Origin of the sequence: Microbispora sp. H10670 (assembly GCF_014161385.1) — a bacterium.
GTDB lineage: Bacteria > Actinomycetota > Actinomycetes > Streptosporangiales > Streptosporangiaceae > Microbispora > Microbispora triticiradicis.
This window is the reverse complement of record NZ_JABBWW010000014.1, coordinates 32,416-55,594: the sequence shown is the minus strand read 5'-3', so window position 1 is coordinate 55,594 and position 23,179 is coordinate 32,416. Positions and strand designations below refer to the sequence as shown.

The 23,179-nt window shown below is 73.8% G+C and carries 18 protein-coding genes; 5 read left to right on the top strand and 13 right to left on the bottom strand.

What is annotated here, in order from left to right; genetic code table 11:
- Positions 1 to 9 precede the first annotated feature (9 nt).
- The 5 genes from HHX33_RS20335 to HHX33_RS37295 all read right to left on the bottom strand — a co-directional run bounded on the left by HHX33_RS20335 (position 10) and on the right by HHX33_RS37295 (position 8,250).
- Positions 10 to 861 carry a potassium-transporting ATPase subunit C gene (locus HHX33_RS20335; protein ID WP_182875993.1) on the bottom strand — a complete coding sequence of 284 codons (852 nt, stop codon included), beginning with the start codon at positions 859 to 861 and terminating at the stop codon, positions 10 to 12.
- Positions 862 to 2,928, bottom strand: a complete 2,067-nt coding sequence (gene kdpB / locus HHX33_RS20330; protein WP_259402681.1) for a potassium-transporting ATPase subunit KdpB — start codon at positions 2,926 to 2,928, stop codon at positions 862 to 864.
- A 59-nt stretch (positions 2,929 to 2,987) separates the two neighbouring features.
- Positions 2,988 to 4,688: a potassium-transporting ATPase subunit KdpA gene (kdpA, locus tag HHX33_RS20325; RefSeq protein ID WP_182875991.1), complete on the bottom strand. Its 1,701-nt coding sequence runs from the start codon at positions 4,686 to 4,688 to the stop codon at positions 2,988 to 2,990.
- A complete protein-coding gene (locus HHX33_RS20320; protein ID WP_111697438.1) occupies positions 4,688 to 4,777 on the bottom strand; it encodes a potassium-transporting ATPase subunit F in 90 nt (29 codons plus the stop codon). Before HHX33_RS20320 ends, kdpA begins: the two co-directional genes overlap by 1 nt.
- Before the next feature lie 209 nt (positions 4,778 to 4,986).
- Entirely contained in the window at positions 4,987 to 8,250 is a 3,264-nt protein-coding gene (locus HHX33_RS37295; RefSeq protein ID WP_182875990.1) for a BTAD domain-containing putative transcriptional regulator, read from the bottom strand.
- Between the two features lie 112 nt (positions 8,251 to 8,362).
- Between HHX33_RS37295 and HHX33_RS20310 the strand changes: the two genes are divergently transcribed.
- The 4 genes from HHX33_RS20310 to HHX33_RS20295 all read left to right on the top strand — a co-directional run bounded on the left by HHX33_RS20310 (position 8,363) and on the right by HHX33_RS20295 (position 12,591).
- Positions 8,363 to 8,950: an NADPH-dependent FMN reductase gene (locus HHX33_RS20310; protein WP_182875989.1), complete on the top strand. Its 588-nt coding sequence runs from the start codon at positions 8,363 to 8,365 to the stop codon at positions 8,948 to 8,950.
- A gap of 32 nt (positions 8,951 to 8,982) precedes the next feature.
- Complete coding sequence (locus tag HHX33_RS20305; protein WP_182875988.1) at positions 8,983 to 9,546, top strand: dihydrofolate reductase family protein; 564 nt, start codon at positions 8,983 to 8,985, stop codon at positions 9,544 to 9,546.
- 184 nt (positions 9,547 to 9,730) lie between these two features.
- The gene (locus tag HHX33_RS20300) at positions 9,731 to 11,527 is read left to right on the top strand and encodes a glycoside hydrolase family 15 protein (RefSeq protein ID WP_182875987.1); all 1,797 of its coding nucleotides are present in this window, start codon (positions 9,731 to 9,733) and stop codon (positions 11,525 to 11,527) included.
- Positions 11,527 to 12,591: a glucose 1-dehydrogenase gene (locus tag HHX33_RS20295; protein ID WP_182875986.1), complete on the top strand. Its 1,065-nt coding sequence runs from the start codon at positions 11,527 to 11,529 to the stop codon at positions 12,589 to 12,591. The genes HHX33_RS20300 and HHX33_RS20295 overlap by 1 nt, the downstream gene beginning before the upstream one ends.
- A gap of 690 nt (positions 12,592 to 13,281) precedes the next feature.
- Here the strand turns inward: HHX33_RS20295 and HHX33_RS20290 are convergent.
- The 8 genes from HHX33_RS20290 to HHX33_RS20255 all read right to left on the bottom strand — a co-directional run bounded on the left by HHX33_RS20290 (position 13,282) and on the right by HHX33_RS20255 (position 21,954).
- Complete coding sequence (locus HHX33_RS20290) at positions 13,282 to 14,526, bottom strand: RNA polymerase sigma factor (protein ID WP_182875985.1); 1,245 nt, start codon at positions 14,524 to 14,526, stop codon at positions 13,282 to 13,284.
- Between the two features lie 33 nt (positions 14,527 to 14,559).
- Positions 14,560 to 14,913, bottom strand: a complete 354-nt coding sequence (locus tag HHX33_RS20285; RefSeq protein WP_111697446.1) for a YciI family protein — start codon at positions 14,911 to 14,913, stop codon at positions 14,560 to 14,562.
- Between the two features lie 113 nt (positions 14,914 to 15,026).
- The gene (locus HHX33_RS20280) at positions 15,027 to 15,851 is read right to left on the bottom strand and encodes a (2Fe-2S)-binding protein (protein WP_182875984.1); all 825 of its coding nucleotides are present in this window, start codon (positions 15,849 to 15,851) and stop codon (positions 15,027 to 15,029) included.
- Between the two features lie 17 nt (positions 15,852 to 15,868).
- The gene (locus HHX33_RS20275; protein WP_182875983.1) at positions 15,869 to 16,432 is read right to left on the bottom strand and encodes a GNAT family N-acetyltransferase; all 564 of its coding nucleotides are present in this window, start codon (positions 16,430 to 16,432) and stop codon (positions 15,869 to 15,871) included.
- Positions 16,422 to 18,947 (bottom strand): penicillin acylase family protein, encoded by a 2,526-nt coding sequence (locus HHX33_RS20270; protein WP_182875982.1) that lies wholly within the window; start codon positions 18,945 to 18,947, stop codon positions 16,422 to 16,424. Before HHX33_RS20270 ends, HHX33_RS20275 begins: the two co-directional genes overlap by 11 nt.
- Positions 18,944 to 19,783: an ABC transporter ATP-binding protein gene (locus HHX33_RS20265; RefSeq protein WP_310741453.1), complete on the bottom strand. Its 840-nt coding sequence runs from the start codon at positions 19,781 to 19,783 to the stop codon at positions 18,944 to 18,946. The genes HHX33_RS20270 and HHX33_RS20265 overlap by 4 nt, the downstream gene beginning before the upstream one ends.
- A gap of 28 nt (positions 19,784 to 19,811) precedes the next feature.
- Positions 19,812 to 20,855, bottom strand: coding sequence for a FecCD family ABC transporter permease (locus tag HHX33_RS20260; protein WP_310741452.1), 1,044 nt, complete (start codon positions 20,853 to 20,855; stop codon positions 19,812 to 19,814).
- A 46-nt stretch (positions 20,856 to 20,901) separates the two neighbouring features.
- Positions 20,902 to 21,954 carry an iron ABC transporter permease gene (locus tag HHX33_RS20255; protein ID WP_310741451.1) on the bottom strand — a complete coding sequence of 351 codons (1,053 nt, stop codon included), beginning with the start codon at positions 21,952 to 21,954 and terminating at the stop codon, positions 20,902 to 20,904.
- A 120-nt stretch (positions 21,955 to 22,074) separates the two neighbouring features.
- On the opposite strand from HHX33_RS20255, the gene HHX33_RS20250 reads away from it, so the two are divergent.
- Positions 22,075 to 23,139, top strand: coding sequence for an ABC transporter substrate-binding protein (locus HHX33_RS20250; protein WP_310741450.1), 1,065 nt, complete (start codon positions 22,075 to 22,077; stop codon positions 23,137 to 23,139).
- The last annotated feature ends 40 nt before the right edge of the window (positions 23,140 to 23,179 follow it).

Here is a 23,179-nt window from a genome sequence, read left to right as displayed (position 1 = left end):
CGCGGCCTCCTACTCCTCGTCCAGGGCGAGGTTGAGTTCGAGCACGTTCACGGCCGGGCGGCCGACGTAGCCGAGCCACGGGCTCACGGTGTGCCGCCGGACGAGATCCATCACCCTCTCCACTGTGCGGCCCCGGGCCCTGGCGACGCGCGGCGCCTGCAGCACGGCGTACGCCACGGAGATGTGCGGGTCGAGGCCCGACGCCCCGGCGGTGACCGCGTCGGGGGGAACGGCGACCCGGGCGACGGCGCCCCGGACGGGCACGGTGCGGCCCGCGGAGTAGTCCTCGCCCGGCCGGGCGCACTCGACCCGTACGCCCTGGTAGCGGGGGACGAACGGGGTGGCCGGGCAGGCCTGGTTGACCGAGACGACCCTGGTCGCGGCGCCGGTCGCGGGGAAGACCTTGAGCACGGCGCCGACCCCGCCGGGGGTGCAGAACGGGCGGGCGCCGCTGACGCCCTCCAGCCGGCCCACCGCCAGCGAGCGCGCGCAGACCTGGGTGAGCAGGGATGTCCGGCCGTTCCGGCCCGGAGCGGGGAGGGCGTCGACGACGTCCTCCGGCCCGAGGTTGCCCGCACCGCTGGAGGTGGTGTCGTAGACGTGACCCGGCGCGGCCGGCCGGCTCTGGAAGTAGCGGGGGATCGGGGCGCCGGCGGCGTCGGTGAACGACTGGCCGATGAGCGAACTGCCGACGATCCGGCCGTTCCGCTCGATCAGGCTGCCGTTCGCCTGGTGCCGGAACAGGACCTGGGCCACCCCGGTGACGGCCAGTGGGTAGACGATCCCCGTCACCACGGTGAGCACCAGCACCGCGCGGACGGCGGCCAGGTGCCGGCGGATCGGACTGGGCAGGTGTTTCATTCAGGACATCCCCGGAAGGAGGCGGACGACGAGGTCGATCAGCTTGATGCCGGCGAAGGGGACCACGATCCCGCCCACGCCGTACACGCACAGGTTGCGCCGCAGCAGGGTGGAGGCGCTGCTCGGCCGGTAGCGGACGCCTTTGAGGGCCAGCGGGATCAGCGCGACGATCACCAGCGCGTTGAAGACGACGGCCGACAGGATCGCCGACTGCGGGCTGGCCAGGCGCATGACGTTGAGCGCGCCCAGGCCCGGGTAGACGGCCGCGAACATCGCCGGGATGATCGCGAAGTACTTCGCGACGTCGTTGGCGATCGAGAACGTGGTCAGCGCGCCGCGGGTGATCAGCAGCTGCTTGCCGATCTCGACGATCTCGATGAGCTTGGTCGGGTTGGAGTCGAGGTCGACCATGTTGCCGGCCTCCTTGGCGGCGCTGGTGCCGGTGTTCATGGCGACGCCGACGTCCGACTGGGCCAGCGCGGGCGCGTCGTTGGTGCCGTCCCCGGTCATCGCGACCAGCCGACCGCCCTCCTGCTCCCGCCTGATCAGGGCCAGCTTGTCCTCGGGGGTGGCCTCGGCGAGGAAGTCGTCGACCCCGGCCTCCTCCGCGATGGCCCTGGCGGTCAGCGCGTTGTCCCCGGTGATCATCACGGTCCTGATGCCCATCCGGCGCATCGCGTCGAACCGTTCGCGCATCCCCTCCTTGACCACGTCCTTGAGGTGGATGACCCCGAGCACCCGGGCCGCGCCGCCGCTCACCTCGCCCACCACGAGCGGGGTGCCGCCGGAGGCGGAGATGCCGTCGACGAGGTGACCCGCGTCGGCGGTCGGATGGCCGCCGTTGTCGCGCACCCACTTCATGACCGCGGTGGCGGCCCCCTTGCGGATCCGCCGGCCGTCCATGTCCACGCCGGACATGCGGGTCTGGGCCGTGAAGGGGACCCACCCGGCGTGGGCGAGCTCGCCCGGCTCCCGTTCGCGCAGCCCGTACGCGTTCTTCGCGTAGACCACGATGGAACGGCCCTCGGGGGTGGCGTCGGTGAGACTCGACAGCTGCGCCGCCCTGGCCAGTTCGAGCGCGGGCACACCCGGCACGGGCAGGAACGCCGCCGCCTGCCGGTTGCCCAGGGTGATCGTGCCGGTCTTGTCGAGCAGGAGCGTGGACACGTCGCCCGCGGCCTCGACCGCCCGGCCCGACATGGCGAGCACGTTGCGCTGGACCAGGCGGTCCATCCCGGCGATGCCGATGGCCGACAGCAGCGCGCCGATCGTGGTGGGGATGAGGCAGACGACCAGCGCCGCCAGCACGACGCCGGTGACCCCGTCGGAGGTGAGGGCGATCGAGTCGGCCACGCCGGGGTTGACCGATCGGGAGAAGACGGCCAGCGGCTGCATGGTCGCGGTGGCGACCAGGAAGATGATCGTCAGAGCGGCCAGCAGGATGTTGAGGGCGATCTCGTTGGGCGTCTTCCTGCGGTCGGCCCCCTCGACCAGGGAGATCATCCGGTCGAGGAAGCTCTCGCCCGGCCGCTGGGTGACCCGTACGACGATCCGGTCCGACAGGACCCGGGTGCCGCCGGTGACGGCGGAGCGGTCGCCGCCGGACTCGCGGATGACCGGCGCCGACTCCCCCGTGATGGCCGACTCGTCCACCGAGGCGATGCCGTCGACCACGTCGCCGTCGCCGGGGATGGTCTCACCCGCCTCCACGATCACGTGGTCTCCCTGGCGCAGGTCCGGCGCGCCGACCTCCTCCCACTTGGCGAGGTCGGCCGGGTCGACGAGGCGGCGGGCGACCGTGTCGCGTCTCGCGGCGCGCAGCGCCGCCGCCTGCGCCCTGCCGCGGCCCTCCGCCACCGCCTCGGCCAGGTTGGCGAACAGCACGGTCAGCCACAGCCATCCGGTGATCGCCCAGGCGAAGAAGGACGGGGTCGCGGCCGCGAGGACGGTCGTGAAGAGCGCGCCGATCTCGACGATGAACATGACCGGGTTGCGCCACATGGTGGCGGGGTTCAGCTTCCGCACCGCCCCGGGCAGCGCGTGGGCCGCCTGCCGGAGGCCGGTCATGCCCCCGCCGGCGCGCCCGGGCGAGCCGCCGCGTGTCGTCCGGAGGCTCATCTGGGGGCTCATCGGGACAGGCCTTCCGCGAGCGGCCCGAGCGCGAGCGCGGGGAGGAAGGTGAGGGCGACGAGGACGACCGTCACCCCCGCGAGCAGGCCGGCGAACTGCGGGCGGTGAGTAGGCAGCGTGCCCGCCGAGACGGGGACCGGCGCCTGCCGGGCCAGGGACCCCGCCAGCGCCAGGACCAGCACCATCGGCAGGAACCGGCCGAGCAGCATGCACAGACCGAGGGCCGTGTTGTAGAAGGGCGTGTTCGCCGACAGCCCGGCGAAGGCCGAGCCGTTGTTGTTGCCCGTGGAGGCGAAGGCGTAGAGGACCTCCGACAGGCCGTGGGCGCCCCCGTTCCCGATGCCCGCGCGGCCCGCTCCCGTGCCCATCGCGACCGCCGTGCCCAGCAGCACCACGACCGGGGTCGCCAGGAAGTACAGCGAGGCCAGCTTGATCTCCCGGGAGCCGATCTTCTTGCCCAGGTACTCGGGGGTGCGGCCCACCATCAGACCCGCGACGAAGACGGTGATCACCGCGAGGACGAGGATGCCGTACAGCCCGGAGCCGGCGCCGCCGGGCGCGACCTCTCCGAGCAGCATGTTGACGATCAGCATGCCGCCGCCGAACGCCGTGTAGGAGTCGTGGGCGGAGTCGACCGAGCCGGTGGAGGTCAGGGTCGCCGCACTGGCGAACAGCGCGGAGTCCGGCACGCCGAAGCGGGCCTCGCGGCCCTCCGCCGCCTGACCGGCCCACTGCGGCGCCGTACCCGCCGTCGCCTGCGGCACGGTCCCTGCCGCCTGCAGTTCGGCCGTCTGGGTCACCCCGATACTGATCAGCGCGAGCACGGCCATCACCGAGACGATGACGTAGCCCTGCCGGTTGTCGCCGACCATCCGCCCGAAGGTCCGGGGCAGTGACGTCGCGATCACCAGGAGCAGGAAGATCTCCAGCAGGTTCGTCCAGGCGGTGGGGTTCTCCCAGGGATGGGCGGAGTTGGCGTTGAAGACGCCGCCGCCGTTGGTGCCCAGGTCCTTGATCGCCTCCTGGCCGGCCGCGCCGGCCGGGGTGAGGGTCTGCCCGCCGCCCGCGAGGGTGGTCCAGCCGTGGTGGCCGCCGAAGCTCTGCAGCGCTCCCCCGGCCACCAGCAGGATCGCGGCGGCGAACGCGATCGGCAGCAGGATCCGGATCGTGCCGCGCACCAGGTCGACCCAGAAGTTGCCCAGCGTGTCGCTCCTCGCGCGGGCGAACCCGCGCACCAGCGCGACCGCCACGGCGAGGCCGGCCGCCGCGGACACGAAGTTCTGCACGGCCAGGCCCGCGGTCTGCACGACGTGGCCCATGGCCGACTCGCCGGAGTACGCCTGCCAGTCCGTGTTGGTGACGAACGCGACCGCGGTGTTCCACGCCAGGTCCGGCGGCACGGCGGGCATCCCGAGGCTGAGGAACAGGTGGTCCTGCAGCCGTTGCAGGGCGTAGAGGGCGAGCACGGAGACGACCGAGAACGCGAGCAGGGCGCGGGCGTACGCCGGCCACCCCTGCTCGGCGTCGGCGTCCACGCCGACCAGGCGGTAGACCATCCGCTCGACCCGCCAGTGCCGGGTGCCGGTGTAGACCCGGAACATGTGGTCGCCGAGTGGCCGGTAGCAGAGCGCCAGGGCGACGAGGACGGTCCCGGTGACCAGGACGGCGCTGACGGCGGGGTTCGTCGGAAAGGTCATCAGAACCGTTCCGGGAACAGCAGGGCCACGACCATGAAGACCAACAGGATGGCGACCACGGCCAGACCGGCGGCGTTGACGGCGCTCACAACCGCTCCACCGCGCTCACGACCAGGCCCAGGATCACGAAACTCGCGATCGTCAGGGCGGCGAAGACGACGTCGGTCATCCTCACTCCTCGATTCGCATCATGCCGCCCTCAGATGGGCGATTCCCAGTCAGCGAATCACGAAAAATGCGGGGTTCTGCGCCCGTTGACGCTTTATATACGCCTATGGCGGGATTATTGACGTCGCCACTACGAAGATCGCTGTATCGCGCGATACGGGTGGCCGCGGCCGTGCCGGGCGCGCGCCGCCTCGGGGCCGAGGAGGGAGCCGCGGGCACGGGCGGCGGTGAACGACTCCTCGCCGAGGGCGTCGCGGCAGGCGGCGGTGACGCGGTCGAGGTCGGCCCGTTCGGCCGGAGCGGGGGGCAGCCGGTTCGCGTCGCGGGCCGCTTCCGCGGCGCCGAGCACCTCGGCCGCCCCGGCGTGGTCGCCTGTCAGGGCGAGTGCCCCGGCCAGTCCCTCCAGCGCGCCCACCTGGTCGCGCGGCGCGTCCAGCCGCGCCGCGAGGTCGAACGCCTCCAGGTGCAGGCGCAGCGCGGCGCGGGCGTCGCCACGCAGTTCCGCGGCGAAACCCAGCTCCACCAGGAGCATCGGGACGTGTACGGACGGCGGGTCGTCCTCGTGCGCCGGGGGGTACGGCGCGGCCTCCAGCAGCCGCCGCAGGTGTGTCTCGGCCGTGTCGAGGTCGCCGCCGCGCCGGGAGGCGTAGGCGAGCACGGTCCCGGCGAAGACCTCGCCGGGCCGGTATCCCTGCTCACCGGCCAGGCGCAGCGCCCTCGCGCCGTCGTCGAGGGCCGCCGCGTGGTCGCCCTGCTGGGTGTGGATCCAGCCGAGCCAGCACAGTCTGGTCGCGACCTCCGGCCACAGCCCGAGCTCCTCGGCCATGCCGAGGGCCTCCCGGTGCAGGCGGGTGGCGTGCGCGTGGTCGCCGGTGGCCTCGGCCAGGGCGGCCAGCCAGCCCGTGGCGCCCATCCGGCCAAAGCGGTCGCCGATCTCGGCGAACATCCGGGCGCTCCGTGCCGCGTCGCGTTCCAGTGCCGCCAGGTCGCCGCGTACGTGGGCGAGCTGGGCACGGGTCATGAGGGCGGCGGCCTCCGCCCACCGGTCGCCCTCGGCTGCGGCCGCGTCGAGGGCGCGGGCCAGCAGCTTCTCGCTGTCGGCGAGGTCCAGGTAGCCGAGCGAGGTGTGGGCGAGGAACCACACGGCCCTGCTCCGGCCGGCGTCCAGCCGGTCCGCGACCGCCGCGCCGCCGGCGGCGTCGCCCTGCAGGGCCGCGAAACCGGCCAGCCATATCCGGACCTCGTCGGCGAGACGCGCGAGGTCCTCCCCGCCGTCCTCCCCGACGTGCCCCGTGCTGACCGCCGAGCCGTCCTCGGCGAGGGAGAGGGCGGCCTGGAGGGAGCGCCGGGCCTCGGTCAGCCGCCCGCGCAGGAACCAGTGCCAGGCGAGGGCGCCGGTCAGCCGCAGCGCGGCGGCGGCGTCCCGGTCCGCCAGGCAGTGGTCCAGCGCGGCGCGCAGGTTGGCGGCCTCGGCGTCGAGGAGCCGCAGCGTCCGGCGCTGCTCGGGGCCGCGGAGCAGGGGCGCCGCCCGCTCCGCGAGGGCGAGGTAGTGGTCACGGTGCCGGCGCCGGATCCGCTCCCGTTCCCCGGCCTCCGCCAGGCGGTCCGCGCAGTAGGCGGCCACCGACTCCAGCAACCGGTAACGCGGTCCCTCCGGGGTCGGCAGCATCACGACCAGCGAGCGGTCGACCAGCCGTACGAGCAGGGTGAGCACGTCGAGGTCGTCTCCGCCGCACACGGACTCGGCGGCCTCCACCGTGCATCCGTCGGCGTGTACGGCCAGCCTGCGCAGCACCGTCCGCTCGGGGACGGTCAGCAGCTCCCAGCTCCAGTCGATCATCGCCATGAGCGTCCGCTGCCGGGGCGGGGCGCCGCGGTGGCCGGTGGCCAGCAGGCGGAACCGGTCGTCCAGCCGGTCCACCACCCCCTGCACGCCCAGCGCGCGGACCCGTGTCGCGGCCAGTTCCAGGGCGAGCGGGATGCCGTCCAGGCGGCGGCACAGCAGGCCGACGGCCGCGGCGTTGCCGTCGTCGAGCGTGAAGCCCCGCACGGCGGCGGCCGTACGCGCGACGAACAGCCGCACGGCGCTGGACTCCGCCAGCGCGCCCGGTCCGGCGTCGCGTCCCGGGACGTCGAGCGGCGGCACGTCCCACACGACCTCCCCCGCCAGGGCGAGCGGTTCCCGGCTGGTGGCGAGGATCCGCAGGCCGGGGGAGGTCCGCAGCAGGCGCTCCGCCAGGGCCGCCACCTCGTCGATCACGTGTTCGCAGTTGTCCAGGACGAGCAGGAGGTCTCTGGACCGCAGCGCCGCGGACAGGTCGGCGTGGTCGCCCTCCCTGATGTCGAGAGCCGCGGTGACCGCGTCGGCCACCGCACCGGCCCGCAGGCCGTTCCGCACCCCGTTCCCCGCTCCGTTTCTCACCCCGGCCAGCTCGACGAGCCACACACCGTCGGGCAGGTCCCGCCGGCCGCCGGCGACCTCGGTCGCGAGCCGGGTCTTCCCCACGCCGCCCGGGCCGGTCAGCGTCACCAGCCGCTCGTCCCGCAGCAGCGCGCCGATCTCGGCGACCGCGCTCTCCCGCCCGACCAGCTCGGTGTGCGGGGCGGGCAGGTTCGAGCGGGGCCGCCGGTCCGGTGCGGGCGGCGCCTGCAGGTCCTGGGTGAGGATCGCCCGCTGCAGCGCGGCGAGCTCGGGGCCGGGGTCCAGCCCCAGCTCGTCGCCGAGCAGGCGGCGTAGTTCCTCGTAGCTCTCCAGCGCCTCGCTCTGGCGTCCGGCGCCGTACAGGGCCCGCATGTACGCGGCCCGCAGCCGTTCGCGCAGGGGATGGGCGGCGACCAGGTCGCCGAGCTCGGCGGCGAGCACCGCGTGCTCGCCGAGCGCCAGCCGGGCCTCGGCCGCGTCCTCCAGCGTGGTCAGCCGCTGCTCGGCCAGCCTCGCGATCACGGCCTGGGCGAACGGCTCGTCGGCGAAGTCGGCGAACGCGGGGCCGCGCCACAGGGCCAGCGCCTCGGCGAACAGGGCCGCCCCGGCCCTCGGGTCGCCGGCCTGCCGCGCCCGCGTGGTGAGCGCGTGGAAGCGCCGGACGTCCACCGCCTCGTCGTCCAGGAGCAGCCGGTAGGCCGGCGGGCGGGAGACGACGAGCTCACGTGCCCCGGGTTGCGCGTCCTCCAGCGCCCTGCGGAGCTGGGAGACCTTGGCCGACAGCGCGCCGAGGGGATTGCGCCGCGGCGGGTCGTCCCCCCACAGGTCGTCGATCAGCCGGTCGGCGGAGACCGGCCGCCCGTCGTTGAGCAGCAGCACGGCGAGCAGGGCGCGCACCTTCGCGCCGGGCACCGCCACCGGCTCGCCCCCCGCCGTCCACACCGCGAGCGGACCCAGGACTCCGAAACGCATGCTGCGCACCCTAACGCCGGGGGCGAGAGGACACCGTAAACGAACCGTAAACGCCCCCTGCGAGAGTCGGGGACATCAGCCGGACGGCGAAGCGGGAAAAGGGAGGCCGAGGATGCCGGACACCACGAGACCAGTGCTGGCGGTCATCATCGGCAGCACCCGCAGCGGCAGGTTCGGCCCCACGGTGGCGCAGTGGTTCACCACCCGGGCGCGGCGGCGCGGCGACTTCGAGATCGACCTGATCGACCTCGCGGAGACCCGCGTCCCGGCGACCCTCGGCGACCACGACGACCTCGTCCCGCCGGAGGTGGCGGAGCTGGGCGCACGCCTGGCCGCCGCCGACGCCTTCGCCGTCGTCACCCCGGAGTACAACCAGAGCTTCCCCGCGTCGCTCAAGACCGCGATCGACTGGTACTACCAGGAGTGGCACGCCAAGCCGGTCGCCTTCATCTCCTATGGCCGGGAGTCCGGCGGCCTGCACGCCGTCGCGCAGTTGCGGCAGATCTTCGCCGAACTGCACGCGGTGACGCTCCAGGGCACCATCAGCCTTCCGTGCTACTGGGACCTGTTCGCCGCGGACGGAAGCTGGCCCAAGGACGGCGCCGCCTGCAACACCAGCGTCACGACGATGCTCGACCAGCTCGCCTGGTGGGCCGCCGCGCTCAGCGAGGCCCGCGCCAGGACTCCGTACGTCGCCTGACCTCTCACCCAGCGAAGAAGAAGGAACGAATCATGCGCAAGCTCAAGCTTCAGGTCCAGACCACCATCGACGGCTACATGGGCGGCCCGCACGGCGAGATGGACTGGATGACCTTCCCGTGGACCGACGACCTCGGCGCCTACATCACCGGGCTCATGGAGAACGTCGACCACATCGTCCTCGGCCGCCGGCTCGCCGAGGGGTTCATCCCGGCCTGGGCGTCCGGTCCCGAGGGGGAGACCCAGGAGGCCATCGACTTCATGAACAACACGCCCAAGACCGTCATCTCCAACGACCTCGCGGAGTCGCCCTGGGACAACGCCGTCGTGGCCGGCGGCGACCTCTCGGAGACCATCGGCAAGCTCAAGGCCCAGCCGGGCGGCGACCTGATCACGTACGGCGGCAGCACGCTGGTGACGAGCCTGATCGCCGCCGACCTGATCGACGAGCTCAACCTGTTCGTCAACCCGACCGCGATCGGGGCGGGCCTGCCGGTGTTCCCCGGCGGCGGCGACAAGAAGCGCTTCCGCGTCGTCTCCGTGACGCCGTTCGACTGCGGAGTCACCGCCGTGCGCCTGGAGCCCAGGCGCGGCTGACGGCTCGGCGGGCCCTCAGGCAGGACGGGCAGGACGGGCAGGAGCGCCTTCCGGGAGCTCCTGCCCGTCCGGCACCGCCTCCGCGCCGCCCTTCCGCCGCACAGTTTCGTTGCGCAGTACATACGTTCCCTTTGCCGGGGTAGCGCGCCGGTTCAGGAGTGGTGGACGGCTGTGGGGGCGCGCGGTGGCCTTGCGGATCGAGGACTACGGACTGCTCGGTGATCTGCAGACGGCGGCGCTGGTCGGCCGGGACGGGTCGGTCGACTGGCTGTGCCTGCCCCGGTTCGACGCCCCGGCGTGCTTCGCGGCCCTGCTCGGCGACGAACGGGCCGGCTTCTGGCGGGTGGCCCCCGCCGCCGGTGGGCTCTGCACGCGCCGCCGCTACCGGGGCGACTCCCTCGTGCTCGAAACGGAGTGGGACACCCCCGAGGGCTCCGTACGGGTGATCGACGCGATGCCGCCGCGCGGTGAGGCGGCCGACGTCGTACGCGTGGTCGAGGGCCTGAGCGGACGGGTGCCGATGCGGATGGCGCTCCGGCTGCGGTTCGACTACGGCCACATCGTGCCCTGGGTGCGGAGCCGGGACGGCGAACTGGTCGCGGTCGCCGGGCCGGACGCCGCCTGGCTGAGCACCCCGGTGCCGCTGCGCGGCGAGGACATGACCACCTACGCCGACTTCACCGTCGCCGCCGGGCAGCGGGTGCCGTTCGTGCTGACCTACCGGCGCTCGCACGAACGCACGCCCAAGCCGGTGGACGCCGAGCGGGCCATCACCGACACCGAGGCGTTCTGGACGTCGTGGCTGCGCGGCTTCCGCTACGAGGGCCGGTGGGAGGACGCGGTGCGCCGCTCGCTGGTCGTCCTCAAGGCGCTGACCTACAAGCCGACCGGCGGCATCGTCGCCGCGGTCACCACCTCGCTGCCGGAACAGCTCGGCGGCCCGCGCAACTGGGACTACCGGTTCTGCTGGCTGCGCGACGCGACGTTCACGCTGCAGGCGCTGCTCGGCACCGGTTTCGTCGCGGAGGCCAAGGCGTGGCGGGAGTGGCTGCTGCGGGCCGCGGCCGGCGATCCGGCCGACCTGCAGATCATGTACGGCATCGACGGCACCCGCCGGCTGCCCGAATACACGATCGACTGGCTACCCGGCTACGAGGGGTCGGCTCCGGTGCGGGTGGGCAACGCGGCGTCGGGCCAGTTCCAGCTCGACGTGTGGGGCGAGGTCCTCGACGGGCTGCACCTGACCCGGATGGCGGGCATCGAGTCCGAGGAACAGGCCTGGGACCTGCAACGCGCGCTGCTGGACTTCCTGGAGGGCCACTGGGACGACCCGGACAACGGGCTGTGGGAGGTGCGCGGCGACCGCCGCCACTTCGTGCACTCCAAGGTCATGGCCTGGGCGGGCATGGACCGGGCCGTGCGGGCCGTCGAACGGTTCGGCCTGGAGGGGCCGGTGGACCGGTGGCGGGCCACCCGGGACAAGATCCACGCCGAGGTGTGCGACCGCGGCTACGACCCGGGGCGGAACACGTTCACCCAGTTCTACGGGTCGCAGGGCCTCGACGCCGCTCTGCTGCTGATCCCCCGGGCGGGGTTCCTGCCCTGGGACGACCCGCGCGTGCGGGGTACCGTGGAGGCGGTTCGGCGTGAGCTGTGCTCCGACGGCTTCCTGCTGCGTTACCGGCCCGGCGCCGACGGCGACGTCGACGGCCTGCCCGGCGCGGAGGGCGCGTTCGTCACCTGCACGTTCTGGCTCGCCGACGCCCTGTACGGCATCGGGCGGCACCGCGAGGCGTACGAGCTCTTCGAACGGCTGCTGGATCTGCGCAACGACCTCGGGCTGCTCAGCGAGGAGTACGACCCCGTCGCCCGGCGGCAGCTCGGCAACACGCCGCAGGCGTTCAGCCACGTCGGGCTGGTCAACGCGGCCCGTCACCTGTCCGGAGCGGACCCGGCCGAGCACCTTGGAGGTGGGCGTTGATGCGCGCTCTCACCGTCGTCCCGCTGCGAAAGGACTCCCTCGCGGCCGTCGACGTCCCCGACCCGGAGCCGGGAGACGGCGACCTGCTCGTCGACGGCCTCGCCGTCGGAGTGTGCGGCACGGACAAGGAGATCGCCGCGGGCGACTACGGCTCGGCCCCACCCGGCCGCGAGCGGCTGGTCATCGGCCACGAGTCGCTGGGCAGGGTGCGGCGGGCGCCCGAGGGCAGCGGCTTCGCCCCGGGCGACCTGGTGGTCGGAGTGGTCCGGCGGCCCGACCCGGTGCCGTGCGGCGCGTGCGCGCACGGGCAGTTCGACATGTGCCGCAACGGCCGATACACCGAGCGTGGCATCAAGGACCTGGACGGGTACGCGAGCCAGGCCTGGGTGGTCGAGCCCGGCTATGCCGTGAAGCTGGATCCCGCGCTGGCGGACGTCGGGGTGCTGCTCGAACCCACCAGCGTCGTCGCCAAGGCCTGGGACGAGGTCGAGAAGGTCGGCGCCCGGGCCTGGTTCCATCCGAAGACGGCGCTGGTCACCGGCGCCGGGCCGATCGGCCTGCTGGCCGCGCTGCTCGGCGTGCGACGCGGCCTGGAGGTGCACGTCCTCGACCGGGTCACCGACGGCCCCAAACCGGAACTCGTGCGCGACCTCGGCGCCGACTACCACACGGGCGACGCGGGCGAGGTCTCCGCGAAGATCCGGCCCGACGTCGTCATCGAGGCCACCGGCGCCGGACCGGTCATCTTCGGGGTGGCCTTCAACACCGCGCCGTACGGCATCGTCTGCCTCACCGGGGTCTCCTCCGCCGGGCGCCGGCTCACGATCGACGCCGGGAGCCTCAACCGCGACATCGTGCTGGAGAACGACGTCCTCATCGGGTCGGTGAACGCCAATCTCCGTCACTACGCCGCCGCGGCCGACGCCCTCGCGCAGGCCGACCACGCCTGGCTGAACCGGCTGATCACCCGCCGGGTGCCGCTGGAGTCGTTCGCCGACGCGTTCACCGCGCAACCCGAGGACGTCAAGGTCGTCATCACCCTGGAAGACGCCACGCGGTCCTAACCCGCCCGCCCGGGGGAACAGCGGATGGAACGTGCGTGTGGCGCCGCGCGAACGCGCGCCCACGGCTGCGACCAGCGCATGCGGCTGCTCACAAGTGACTTCCAAGTGCGGGGAGTCAGCCTGCGCCCATGCACTACACAACGATCACACGGTCCGGGCTTCTGCTCTCCCTGACCGCGCTTCTCGCCGTCTTCGCCGGCGACCTGGTGAATGCGGACGCCGCCCACGCCATACCGGCAAGTCCCAGCCCAAGCCCCGTCCTCACCATCAATCCCCGGCCGGAGCCGCTCCCCACCTTGAGCCCCATCGACGACCCGACCCCCACAGCCAGCGGCACTCCGACTTACAACCCGAGCCCCACACCCAGCAGTAATCCGACCCCCACAGCCAGCGGCACTCCGACTTACAACCCGAGCCCCACACCCAGCAGTAATCCGACCCCCACAGCCAGCGGCACTCCGACCTACAACCCGAGCCCCACACCCAGCAGTAATCCGACCCCCACAGCCAGCGGCACTCCGACCTACAACCCGAGCCCCACACCCAGCAGGAACCCCACCCCCACAGCCAGCGGCACTCCGACCTACAACCCGAGCCCCACACCCAGCAGTAATCCGACCCCCACAGCCAGCGGCACTCCGACCTACAACCCCACCCCCACACCCAGCCGCGGCTGATCAGGGCTCGGGCTCATTCCGGGGCCAGCTTCCGGCGCAGGTGAGCGCGTTCGGGTTCGGTGCCGGCGAGGTCGAGGGCCCGCCGGTACGCTACGGCGGCCTCACCCTTCCGGCCCAGCCGGGACAGCAGGTCGGCGCATGCCACGTGATAGGGGTGATGATCCCGCAGCAGGGGCTCTTCCGCGAGCTGCTCCAGGAGCGCCAGCCCGGCCTGCGGCCCGTCGCGCATGGCGACCGCGACCGCGCGGTTCAGCGCCACGATCGGCGACGGAGTAAGCGTGAACAGGACGTCGTACAGAGCTACGATCTGCGGCCAGTCGGTCGTGGTGACGTCGGCCGCCTCGTCGTGCAGGGCGGCGATCGCGGCCTGCACGCCGTACGGCCCCACCGGGCCGCCGGTCAGCGCCACGGGCACCAGGGCCAGCCCTTCCTCGATCATCGTACGGTCCCAGCGGCCGCGGTCCTGGTCGGCGAGGAGCACCAGCCCGCCGCCGGGCCCGGTCCGGGCGTCACGGCGGGCGTGGACCAGCAGCATCAGCGCCAGCAGGCCGCAGACCTCCCGTTCGGCCGGCAGCAGCCGGCGCAGGATGCGCGCCAGGCGGATGGCCTCCTCGGCGAGGTCGGGGCGCTGCAGGTCGCACCCCGAACTGGCGACGTACCCCTCCGTGAAGATGGAGTAGACGACCTGGAGCACCCCTGCCAGCCGCTCCGGCCGTTCGTCCGGACCGGGCACACGGAACGGGATCCGGGCCTCGCGGATCTTCTTCTTCGCCCGGACGATCCGCTTCGCCATCGTGGCGACCGGGACGAGGAAGGCCCGGGCGACCTCGGGGGTGGTCAGCCCGGCGAGGCACCGCAGGCTCAGCGCGACGCGGTCCTCGGCGGGCAGGGCCGGGTGGCCGCAGGTGAAGAACAGCAGGAGCCGTTCGTCGGGCAGGTCGTCGCCGGCGCCGATCTCCGGAGCGGGCGGCGCGGCCTGCTCCGCCTCCACCTGCAGGATGGCCAGCCGGGCGGCGTACGCCGTGTCCCGCCGCAGGCGGTCGACCGCCTTACGCCGCGCGGTGGTCGCGAGCCACGCCCCCGGGTTCGGCGGCACGCCGTCCACCGGCCAGTGCACCAGGGCCGCCTCCATCGCCTCGGCGGTGACCTCCTCGGCGAGATCGAGGTCGCCGAAGCGGCGCACCAGCGCGGCCAGCAGTCGGCCGCGCTCCTCCCGGAACACGGCCTCCACCGCCGTCGCCGCCCGGCCGTCCGTCATCGTCGGATCGTCACTCGTCGGATGCCGAACGCGTCAGATGTCGAACTCGGCCACCGGCCGCACCACGACCGACCCGCCGCCGCGCGACCCGGGGCAGCGGGCGGCCCAGTCCAGGGCGGCGTCGAGGTCGGGCACGTCGAGCACGTAGTAGCCGCCGAGCACCTCACGGGTCTCGGCGAACGGTCCGTCGGTGGTGATGGTCCGCTGCCCGTCGGGGGCGACCCGGACGGTCGTCGCGGTGGTCAGGTCGGCGAGGGAGTGCCCCGACACGTGGATGCCGGCGTCCCGCACCATCTTGTCGTAGGCGAGCCAGTCGTCGAACGACGCGCCCTCGACCTCCTCGGCCGGGCCTTCGGAGCTGCTGTTGATCAAAAGCATGTATTTCATGCCGAGCTTTCCTTCCCTGGGGGTGTCACGTACGGGCGTCGCCGCACACCACCTCTACGGATGAGACCCCGCCGGATGGACACGATCGCCGGAAATTCTTTCCCGGCCGGAATCTAGGGTGTCCGCGCGGCCGGCACGCAGCAGGTGGAGCAGGGGTCGGCGTCCGGCAGTGTGATCCACAGGCAGCAGGTGCGGCGGCGGTACCCGTCGCCGTCGGGCGCGAGCAGCCCGGCGACCGGCGGTCCGATCTCCTCCAGCAGCCGGGCCGCCTCGGCGTACGGCCCGAGCGCGAGCAGCGGGTGGGCGACCGCCTCCGCGGTCGAGCCCCACAGGGTGCGCTCACCCACCCGCGCCACCGCGCTCAGCGCCTGCACGAACGGACGCTGCCCGTCGAGGATCGCCGCCCTGATGACCGCCGCCAGGTCCTCGACGACGACCGTGCCGGACGGCCCCGAGACCGGTGCCGCCAGGGTCGCGGCCATGGTTCCAGCGGTGGTTCCGCCGACGGCCATGGCGGTGGCCGTGGTTCCGGTGGGGATTCCGGTGACGGTTCCGGCCGCGGGGTCGTCGGGGAGCACGGCCACGGTCAGCCGGGACGCCGCCACCGTGATCCCCGCCGCCGACGGCTTGACCAGCGTGTCCTCCAGGCGCATCACGGGCACCCGCCGGTGGAGGGCCCAGCCGAGGACCATCGGCATCGTGTGCCAGTAGCCGTAGGTCTTCCACAGCAGCGCCGCCGCCACGTGACGCGGCGCGTTCCAGCGTGCCGCGGTCTCGTCCACGAACGTGAGCAGGATCTCGTACGGCTCCCGCACGAGGTCGGCCGCGGGGATCCAGCCGGGGGAGTCGTCGGCGACCAGCCCGGGCAGCACCCCCAGCACGCCGCCGCGCTCGGCCGCGAGGCCTTCCAGGTGCCGGGAAAGGGCGTCGAGCAGCACTGCGTACTCCTTGGTTCTCAGCGGTCGTCTCGGGTCAGGAAGAGCAGCCGGGCGCGCTTGTCCGGCAGGTCGATCTCGGGCCCGAGCGTGAAACCGGTCCGCAGCATGCGGCCGATCACCTTCTCGTTGCGGGCGTCCGGCTCGGCGACGATCCGGGTGTGGGCGGGATCGGAGAACGCGTACGCCAGGAGGGCGGACAGCAGCGCGCCGGTGAAGCCGCGCTCGCCCTCCCCGGCGGCCGGGCCGACCAGCAGGTGGACACCGAAGTCGCCCGGCCGGACGTCGTAGCACTCACCGACGGGGTCCGCCTCCGGCTCGTAGGTCTGGAGGAGCGCCACCGGCCGGTCGTCGCGGTGGACGAGGTAGGCGTGGTGGGTGGTCAGCCCGTCCAGGTAGTCGTAGATCTCCAGGACCCGCTCGGGGCTCGCGTCGAGCATTCCCCAGAACCTCGCCCGCTCCTGGGTGACCCACGAGTGGATCAAAGCGGCGTCGGCCGCCGGGTCCACCGGGACGATGCGGACGGTGCCAAACCCGGCCACCACCTGCTCGTACACGGCCCGGGCGGAAGCCTCAGAGATCATGTCGTTCCTCCGTCAGCAGGGTCCAGTCGGTGACCAGGGGCACGAGCTGGCCGCGCACCCACAGCGGCTGCTGGTCACGGTGGTGGGGGTCGCCCGGCACGCCGCTCGCGCCGAACGGGACGACCCAGAGACTCGCGTCGCGCCGTGCGAGGTCCCAGACGTAGCGGGCGGCCGGGCCGCGGGCGCAGTGATGGGTGACACCCGGCACGCTGGACGTGCACAGCACACAGCCGTGGTCACCCGAGATCCCCGGCTCCGCCTGCGCGGCGCCGGAGGGGTCCGACGGAGTGGCCGCCGGGGCGGGCAGCGCCCGCCAGGGGACGAGCCGGTGCAGGTCACCCCACCGGACGCCGGTCTCGCCGCGAGCCGCCACGTCCTCCAGCGCGGCCCGCGCGATCTCGGCCAGATCGTCAGGGCCGAGCCCGGGGAGCCGGTCGGTCGTCAGCAGGGTCTCCAGGGCGTGCGCGATCCGGGGAGCCGCCACCAGCCACGGCCGGAACACCTCCGGACACGCGACACCTTCACCCGGCGCCTCCCGATCACCGCCGACGGGCGGCCCGCCGCCGGCCTGCGTGGGGCGAGCGGCCGGCATGGGGCGGGCCTTCGCGGCGCCGGCCTGTGCGGGACGAGCTTCCACGGGAGTGCCCGTATCCGGGCTGTGCGCCTGTTCGGGCTGGAGCGGGTGCGACAGATCGGCCAGCGGCGCGAGCGCGGGATGGGCCGCCAGGCGCCACACCACCTCGGCACGCACATCCGCGTACGCCGCAGCGCCGGCGCTGTCCGCGTCCATCCGCCGGTCCCAGCCGGTGAGCCGGTCCCGGAGGCGTACGGCGCCGGGACCGAGCCCGGTCAGCCCGGCCAGCAGCCCCAGCAGCGGCCGCGCGCCGGGCAGGAGCGTGTCGGTGTGGATCGCCGCCATGTCCCCGGCGGACCAGACGGGGGCGGCCTCCAGGAGGGCCCGGATCCGGTCGGCCCGGTACGGCGGGGCGAACTCGACGCCGAACGGAGCCGAGATTCCTCGTTCGTTGGCCATCACCGTGATCCCGGTGACCTCCCGGCGGGGCATCGGCGCGTGCCTGCCGCGCCACTCGTGGCCGGGCTCCCAGGCGGGCACGACCCGCTGCGAGTTGCCCGGGTGGCGGACGGGCACCAGACCGGCGACGCGGTGCAGCAGGCCGCCGCCGGTGTCCGCGGCGAGCACGACGTTGACGGGCTCCACCCACCGGTCGAACGCCCGGTCGACGTCGGCCACGGTCCTGGCCCGCAGCAGGGCGGGAAGCGTCGCGAATCCCAGGTCGTGGAACACCCGCGGCGGATACCGCAGGCTCACTCCCTCCCACTCGCCCGCGCGCTCGTCCTCGCGTCCGGCATCCGGCTCGTCCTCGCGCCCGGTGTCCTGCCCGGTGTCCTGGCCGTCCTCCCACTCGCCCGCGTGGCCGGCAGGCGACCCGCCTTCCCGCCCGGCGCCCCGGTCGCGAGGAGCGCGTCCCTTCGTCTCCTGTCGCGCGGGCCCGTACGGCCGCGGTGGCTCGCCCATGACGACCGGGCCGCGTTCGGTCTCGATCACCTCCACCTCGACCGGCTCGCCTCCGGCGACCTCGACGACCTCGGTATGGGCGGTGGCGGGCCGCCAGCCGGCCGGGCCGAGCGCCTCGACGCGGCCGTCCCGGCGCCGGAGACGTTCGCGGAAGAGGTCCTGGTAGTCGGCCATGGCGTTGGTGATCGCCCAGGCGACCGTCCCCGCGTGCCCGAAGTGGGCGATGCCCGGAACTCCCGGCACGGCCAGCCCGGCCACGTCGAACTCCGGGCAGGCCAGGCGGATCTGCTGATAGAAGCCGGGGTCCTCGATGATCCGGTGCGGGTCTCCGGCGATGATCGGCGCCCCCGTGCGGGTGCGGTCGCCGGGGACCAGCCAGCCGTTGCTTCCGGAGGTGCCCGGCCCGTCGGTGGCGAACAGCGCCACGGCCTCCGCGCCGAGCCGGGCGGTGACCGCCTCACGCCACAGTTTCGCCGGGACGTGCGCGAACAGGACGTGGTGCGACAGCCAGACCGCCAGCGGCGTCCACGGCTCCCACCGGCCCGGCACGAGCGCGGCCGCGCCGTCTCCTGCCGCGCCGTCGTCCCCGGCGGGGCCGGGCTCTGTCTCGTCGTGACCGGCCGCGTTCCCCGCCTGCCCTGCCGCCCGGAACTCCGGGGCGCGGCGGGCTCCCTCGGGCAGGCCCGCGTTGACGCCGTCCACGTACGCGCCCACCCATGCCGCGGTGTCCGCGTCGAGCGCCCGGAGGCAGCGCCGGGCGGTGTCGTCCAGCCGGACCTGCCGTACGAACCGGTCCCACGGGACGGCGTCCGCGCCGAGGACGGCCGCCGAGGTGCCGGCCCCGCGGAGCCGCTCGACCTCGAGCTGCCAGGCCCGGTCCACCGCGGTGACGAACCCCTGGGCGTAGGCCAGTTCGCGGGCGTCGCCCGCGCGCAGGTGGGGGATGCCCCACCGATCGCGGAAGATCTGCACGCTCACGCCTCCTTCTCCCCCGTACGGCGGCGGGCGGCGGGGACGACCAGCGGGGTGCCGGTCTCCGGGTCGTCGATCACCCGGCAGGGGAGGCCGAAGACCTCCTCCACCAGGCCGGCGGTCATCACCTCGGCGGGAGCGCCGGAGGCCACGACGCGCCCGCCGCGCATCGCGATCAGATGGGTGGCGTAGCGCGCGGCGTGGTTGAGGTCGTGGAGCACGGCCACGAGCGTGCGCCCCCGCTCCTCGTGCAGCCGGGCGCACAGGTCGAGGATCTCGATCTGGTGGGCGATGTCGAGGTAGGTCGTCGGCTCGTCCAGCAGCAGCAGCGGCGTCTCCTGCGCCAGCGCCATCGCGATCCACACCCGTTGCCGCTGGCCGCCGGACAACTCGTCGACCAGGCGGCCGGCGAGGTCGGCGACCCCGGTGGCCGCCATCGACTCCCCCACGACCCGTTCGTCGTCCGCCGACCACTGGCGCAGCAGCCGTTGGTGGGGATACCGGCCGCGGCCGACCAGCTCGGCGACCGTGATCCCGTCCGGCGCGACCGACGTCTGCGGCAGAAGGCCGAGGGTGCGCGCGACCTTCCTCGCGGGCAGCGAGGTGACGTCCCGTCCGTCGAGCAGCACCGCCCCGGCGGACGGCCTGAGCGTGCGTGCCAGCGCCCGCAGCAGGGTGGACTTGCCGCAGGCGTTGGGCCCCACGACGACCGTGAAGGACCGGTCCGGGATGGCGACGTCCAGCCCTTCCACCACGACCCGCCCGTCGTACGCGAGGGTCAGCGCGTCGCCGCGCAACCGGGGCCCGTCGCCCCGCACGGCCTCCAGCGCGCCGCTCACCACGTCATCACTCCGTTTCCGTTCGTCCTGGTCATATCCGGCCCGCCTTCCGCTGGGCGGCGAGCAGCCAGACGAGGTAGCCGCCGCCGAGCACGCCCGTCACCACTCCCACCGGCAACTGGTGGTCTCCGAACAGTCGTTGGGCCGCGAGGTCGGCGCCGGTCAGCAGCGCGGCGCCCACGCAGGCCGCGGTGAGCAGGTTGGGCCCGGGGGTCCGGGTCATCCGCCGGGCCAGATGCGGCGCGGTGAGCGCCACGAACGACACCGGTCCGGCGGCCGCCGCCGCGAGGGAGGCGAGCAGCACGGCCGCCGCCGTCAGGACGAGGCGCAGGCCCTGCACCCGCACACCGAGGCCGCGGGCCAGGTCGTCGCCCATCTCGGTGATCGCCAGGGGTCGCGCGCAGCCGAGCAACACCACCGGAACCAGCACCGCCGTCGCGGCGAGCAGGGGGAGGGCGTCCTCCCAGCCGCGGCCGTCCAGGCTGCCGGTGAGCCACAGCATGGCGCGGGCCGCCTCCATGAGCCGGCCGCGGGTCAGCAGATAGCCGTTGACTCCCGTGAGGACCGCGGTGGCGCCGATGCCCACCAGCACGAGGCGGTGCCCGTGCAGGCCCCCGCGCCAGGCCAGGAGGTAGATCACCACTCCGGTGACGACGCCGCCGAGCACCGCGCCGCCCGCGAGGGCCGCGCTGCCGCCGCCCGCGACCACCACCAGGAGCGCGCCCGTCGCCGCGCCCTGGGTGAAGCCGAGCAGGTCGGGGCTGCCGAGCGGATTGCGCACGAGCGACTGGAAGATCGCGCCGGCCAGCGCGAGGGCGGCGCCCACGACCAGCGCGGTCACCACCCGGGGCAGCCGGAGTTCGCGTACGACGAAGTCCTCGGCCGGGCCGCCGCCGCCCGCGAGGGTGCGCAGCACGTCCGCCGGGCTCATCGGGTAGTCGCCGCCGCCGACCGTGAGCACGCCGAAGGCGAGCGCCAGCAGCAGGCAGCCGATCCCCACGGCCACGGCCCGGGGACGTACGGCGACGATCCCGGCCATGACGGGCCGCCCGGCGGCGGCGCGGACCACGCTCACCGGCCGCACCTCTCCCACGCCGCCCGCCCGCACGCGGATTCCGGCCTCACGCCCGCACCTTCCTTCGCACGAAGTACAGGAACAGCGGGCCGCCGAGCACCGCCGTGACGATGCCCGCCTGCAACTCGCCGGGCCGGGCCACGATGCGCCCGAGCACGTCCGCGCCGAGCAGCAGCGCGGGCGCGAGCACCGCGCAGCAGGGCAGCAGCCGGCGCAGGTCGGGGCCGGTCAGCGTCTTCACGAGGTGCGGCACCATGAGCCCGACGAAGACGATCGGCCCGCAGGCGGCCGTCGCCGCCCCGCACAGCAGCGTCACGGCCACGATGGCGGCCGTACGAATCACGGCGGGACGCGCGCCGAGCGACCGGGCGGAGTCGTCGCCGAGGGCGAGCGCGTTGAGCGGCCGGGCCAGGACCAGGGCCAGCAGCAGCCCCGCCGCGACGAACGGCGCGACCATGGCCACCGTCCCGCTCTGCGCGCCCGCCAGCGAGCCGACCGTCCAGAAGCGCATCGTCTCCAGCGAGGCCGCGTCGAGCAGCATCGTCCCGTTCACGTACGAGTAGAGCGCGGCGTTGATCGCGGCTCCCGCGAGCGCCAGCCGCGCCGGGGTGGCCGCCCGCCCGCCGCCCACGCCGTACACGAGCACGGACACAGCCGCAGCGCCGGCCAGCGCGAACCAGACGTAGCCCTGGAACGTCGCCACGCCCAGCAGTCCGGCGGCCGTCGCCACCGCCGCGGCGGCCCCCGCGTTGATGCCCAGCAGGCCGGGGTCGGCGAGCGGGTTGCGGGTCAGCGCCTGCATGACCCCGCCCGCCACGCCCAGCGCCGCGCCCGCGAGCAGCCCGAGCAGGGTGCGGGGCAGCCGCATCTCGTGCACCACCGTGTACGCGCCCGATCCGGTGTCCACGAGCCCCTGCCAGACCTCGGCCGGGGACATCGGCCGGGCGCCGAGCCCGAGGCTCAGCACGAGGACGGCGAGCAGCGCGAGCGCCGGCCCGACCACTGTGCCGAGCACCGTGGCCACCGGACGGGCCCTCGCCGGATGTTTTCGCGGCACCCGCGCGGGCCCGCTGATCTGCGAGGACTCGGTGACGACCACGGCCGGCTCCATCGGGGCGGGGGACGAATTCCGATCGCCCCTCTGGACAAGAACTTAGGTAAGGGTAACCTAACAATCGATCTGTCCCAAGAGGATGACTGTGCGAGAGAAAGACGAACCGTGCGAAACCTGAACACCACCATGTCCCGTCGCGGGCTCTTCGCCGCGGGCGGAGCCGCCGCTCTCACGCTGGCGCTGGCGGCCTGCGCATCGGGCGGTTCCGCCCCTTCCTCCGCAGGTCAGAGCGCCGGCGCGAGCCAGGGCGCCGCCGCCGCCGGTGCGAGCGCCGGGGCGTGGTCCTTCACCGACGACAGGAAGGAGACGGCCACGGCGGCGGGGGTCCCGGCGCGGGTGGTGGCGTTCACCGGCACGGCGGCGGCCCTCGCCGACTACGGGTTGCAGGACAAGCTCGTCGGCGTGTTCGGCGAGACCAAGCGTGCCGACGGCTCGCCGGAGCCGCAGGCGGGCGACCTGGACGTGGACAAGGTGACGATCCTCGGCAACGTCTGGGGCGAGTTCAACATCGAGAAGTACGCGGCGCTGCGCCCCGACCTGCTCGTCACCCACATGTACGACCCCGGCGCGCTGTGGTACGTGCCGGACGAGAGCAAGGACAAGATCGTCAAGCTCGCCCCCACGGTCGCCGTCAGCGCCGCCCGGGTGCCGATGACCGAGACGATCGAGCGTTACGCCGCCCTCGCCGAGACCCTCGGCGCCGACCTGAAGTCCCCCGGCGTCGCCCAGGCCAAGGCGAGGTTCGAGGCCGCGGCCGACAGCGTGCGCAAGGCGGTCGCCGAGAACCCCGGGATCAAGGTGATGGCCGCCTCCGGCAGCCCCGACGTGCTGTACGTCTCCAATCCGGAGGTCAACACCGACCTCATGTACTTCGCCGAGCTGGGGGTCGAGGTCGTCCGGCCCGAGAAGCCCGGCGACGGCGGCTACTACGAGAACCTCAGCTGGGAGAACGCCGGCAAGTACGACGCCGACCTGATCCTGCTCGACAACCGGCCCACCGCGCTGCAGCCCAAGGACCTTGAGGCCAAGCCCGCCTGGCCCAAGCTTCCGGCGGTCAAGGCCGGCCAGGTCGCCGCCTGGGACCCCGTGCCGCGCTTCTCGTACGCGGGCGCCGCGCCGATCCTGGAGAACCTGGCGACGGCGATCCGGAACGCCAAGAAGCTCGGCTGACCCGTACCTCACCGGAAATCACCCGGGCCCCCGTCTGCGC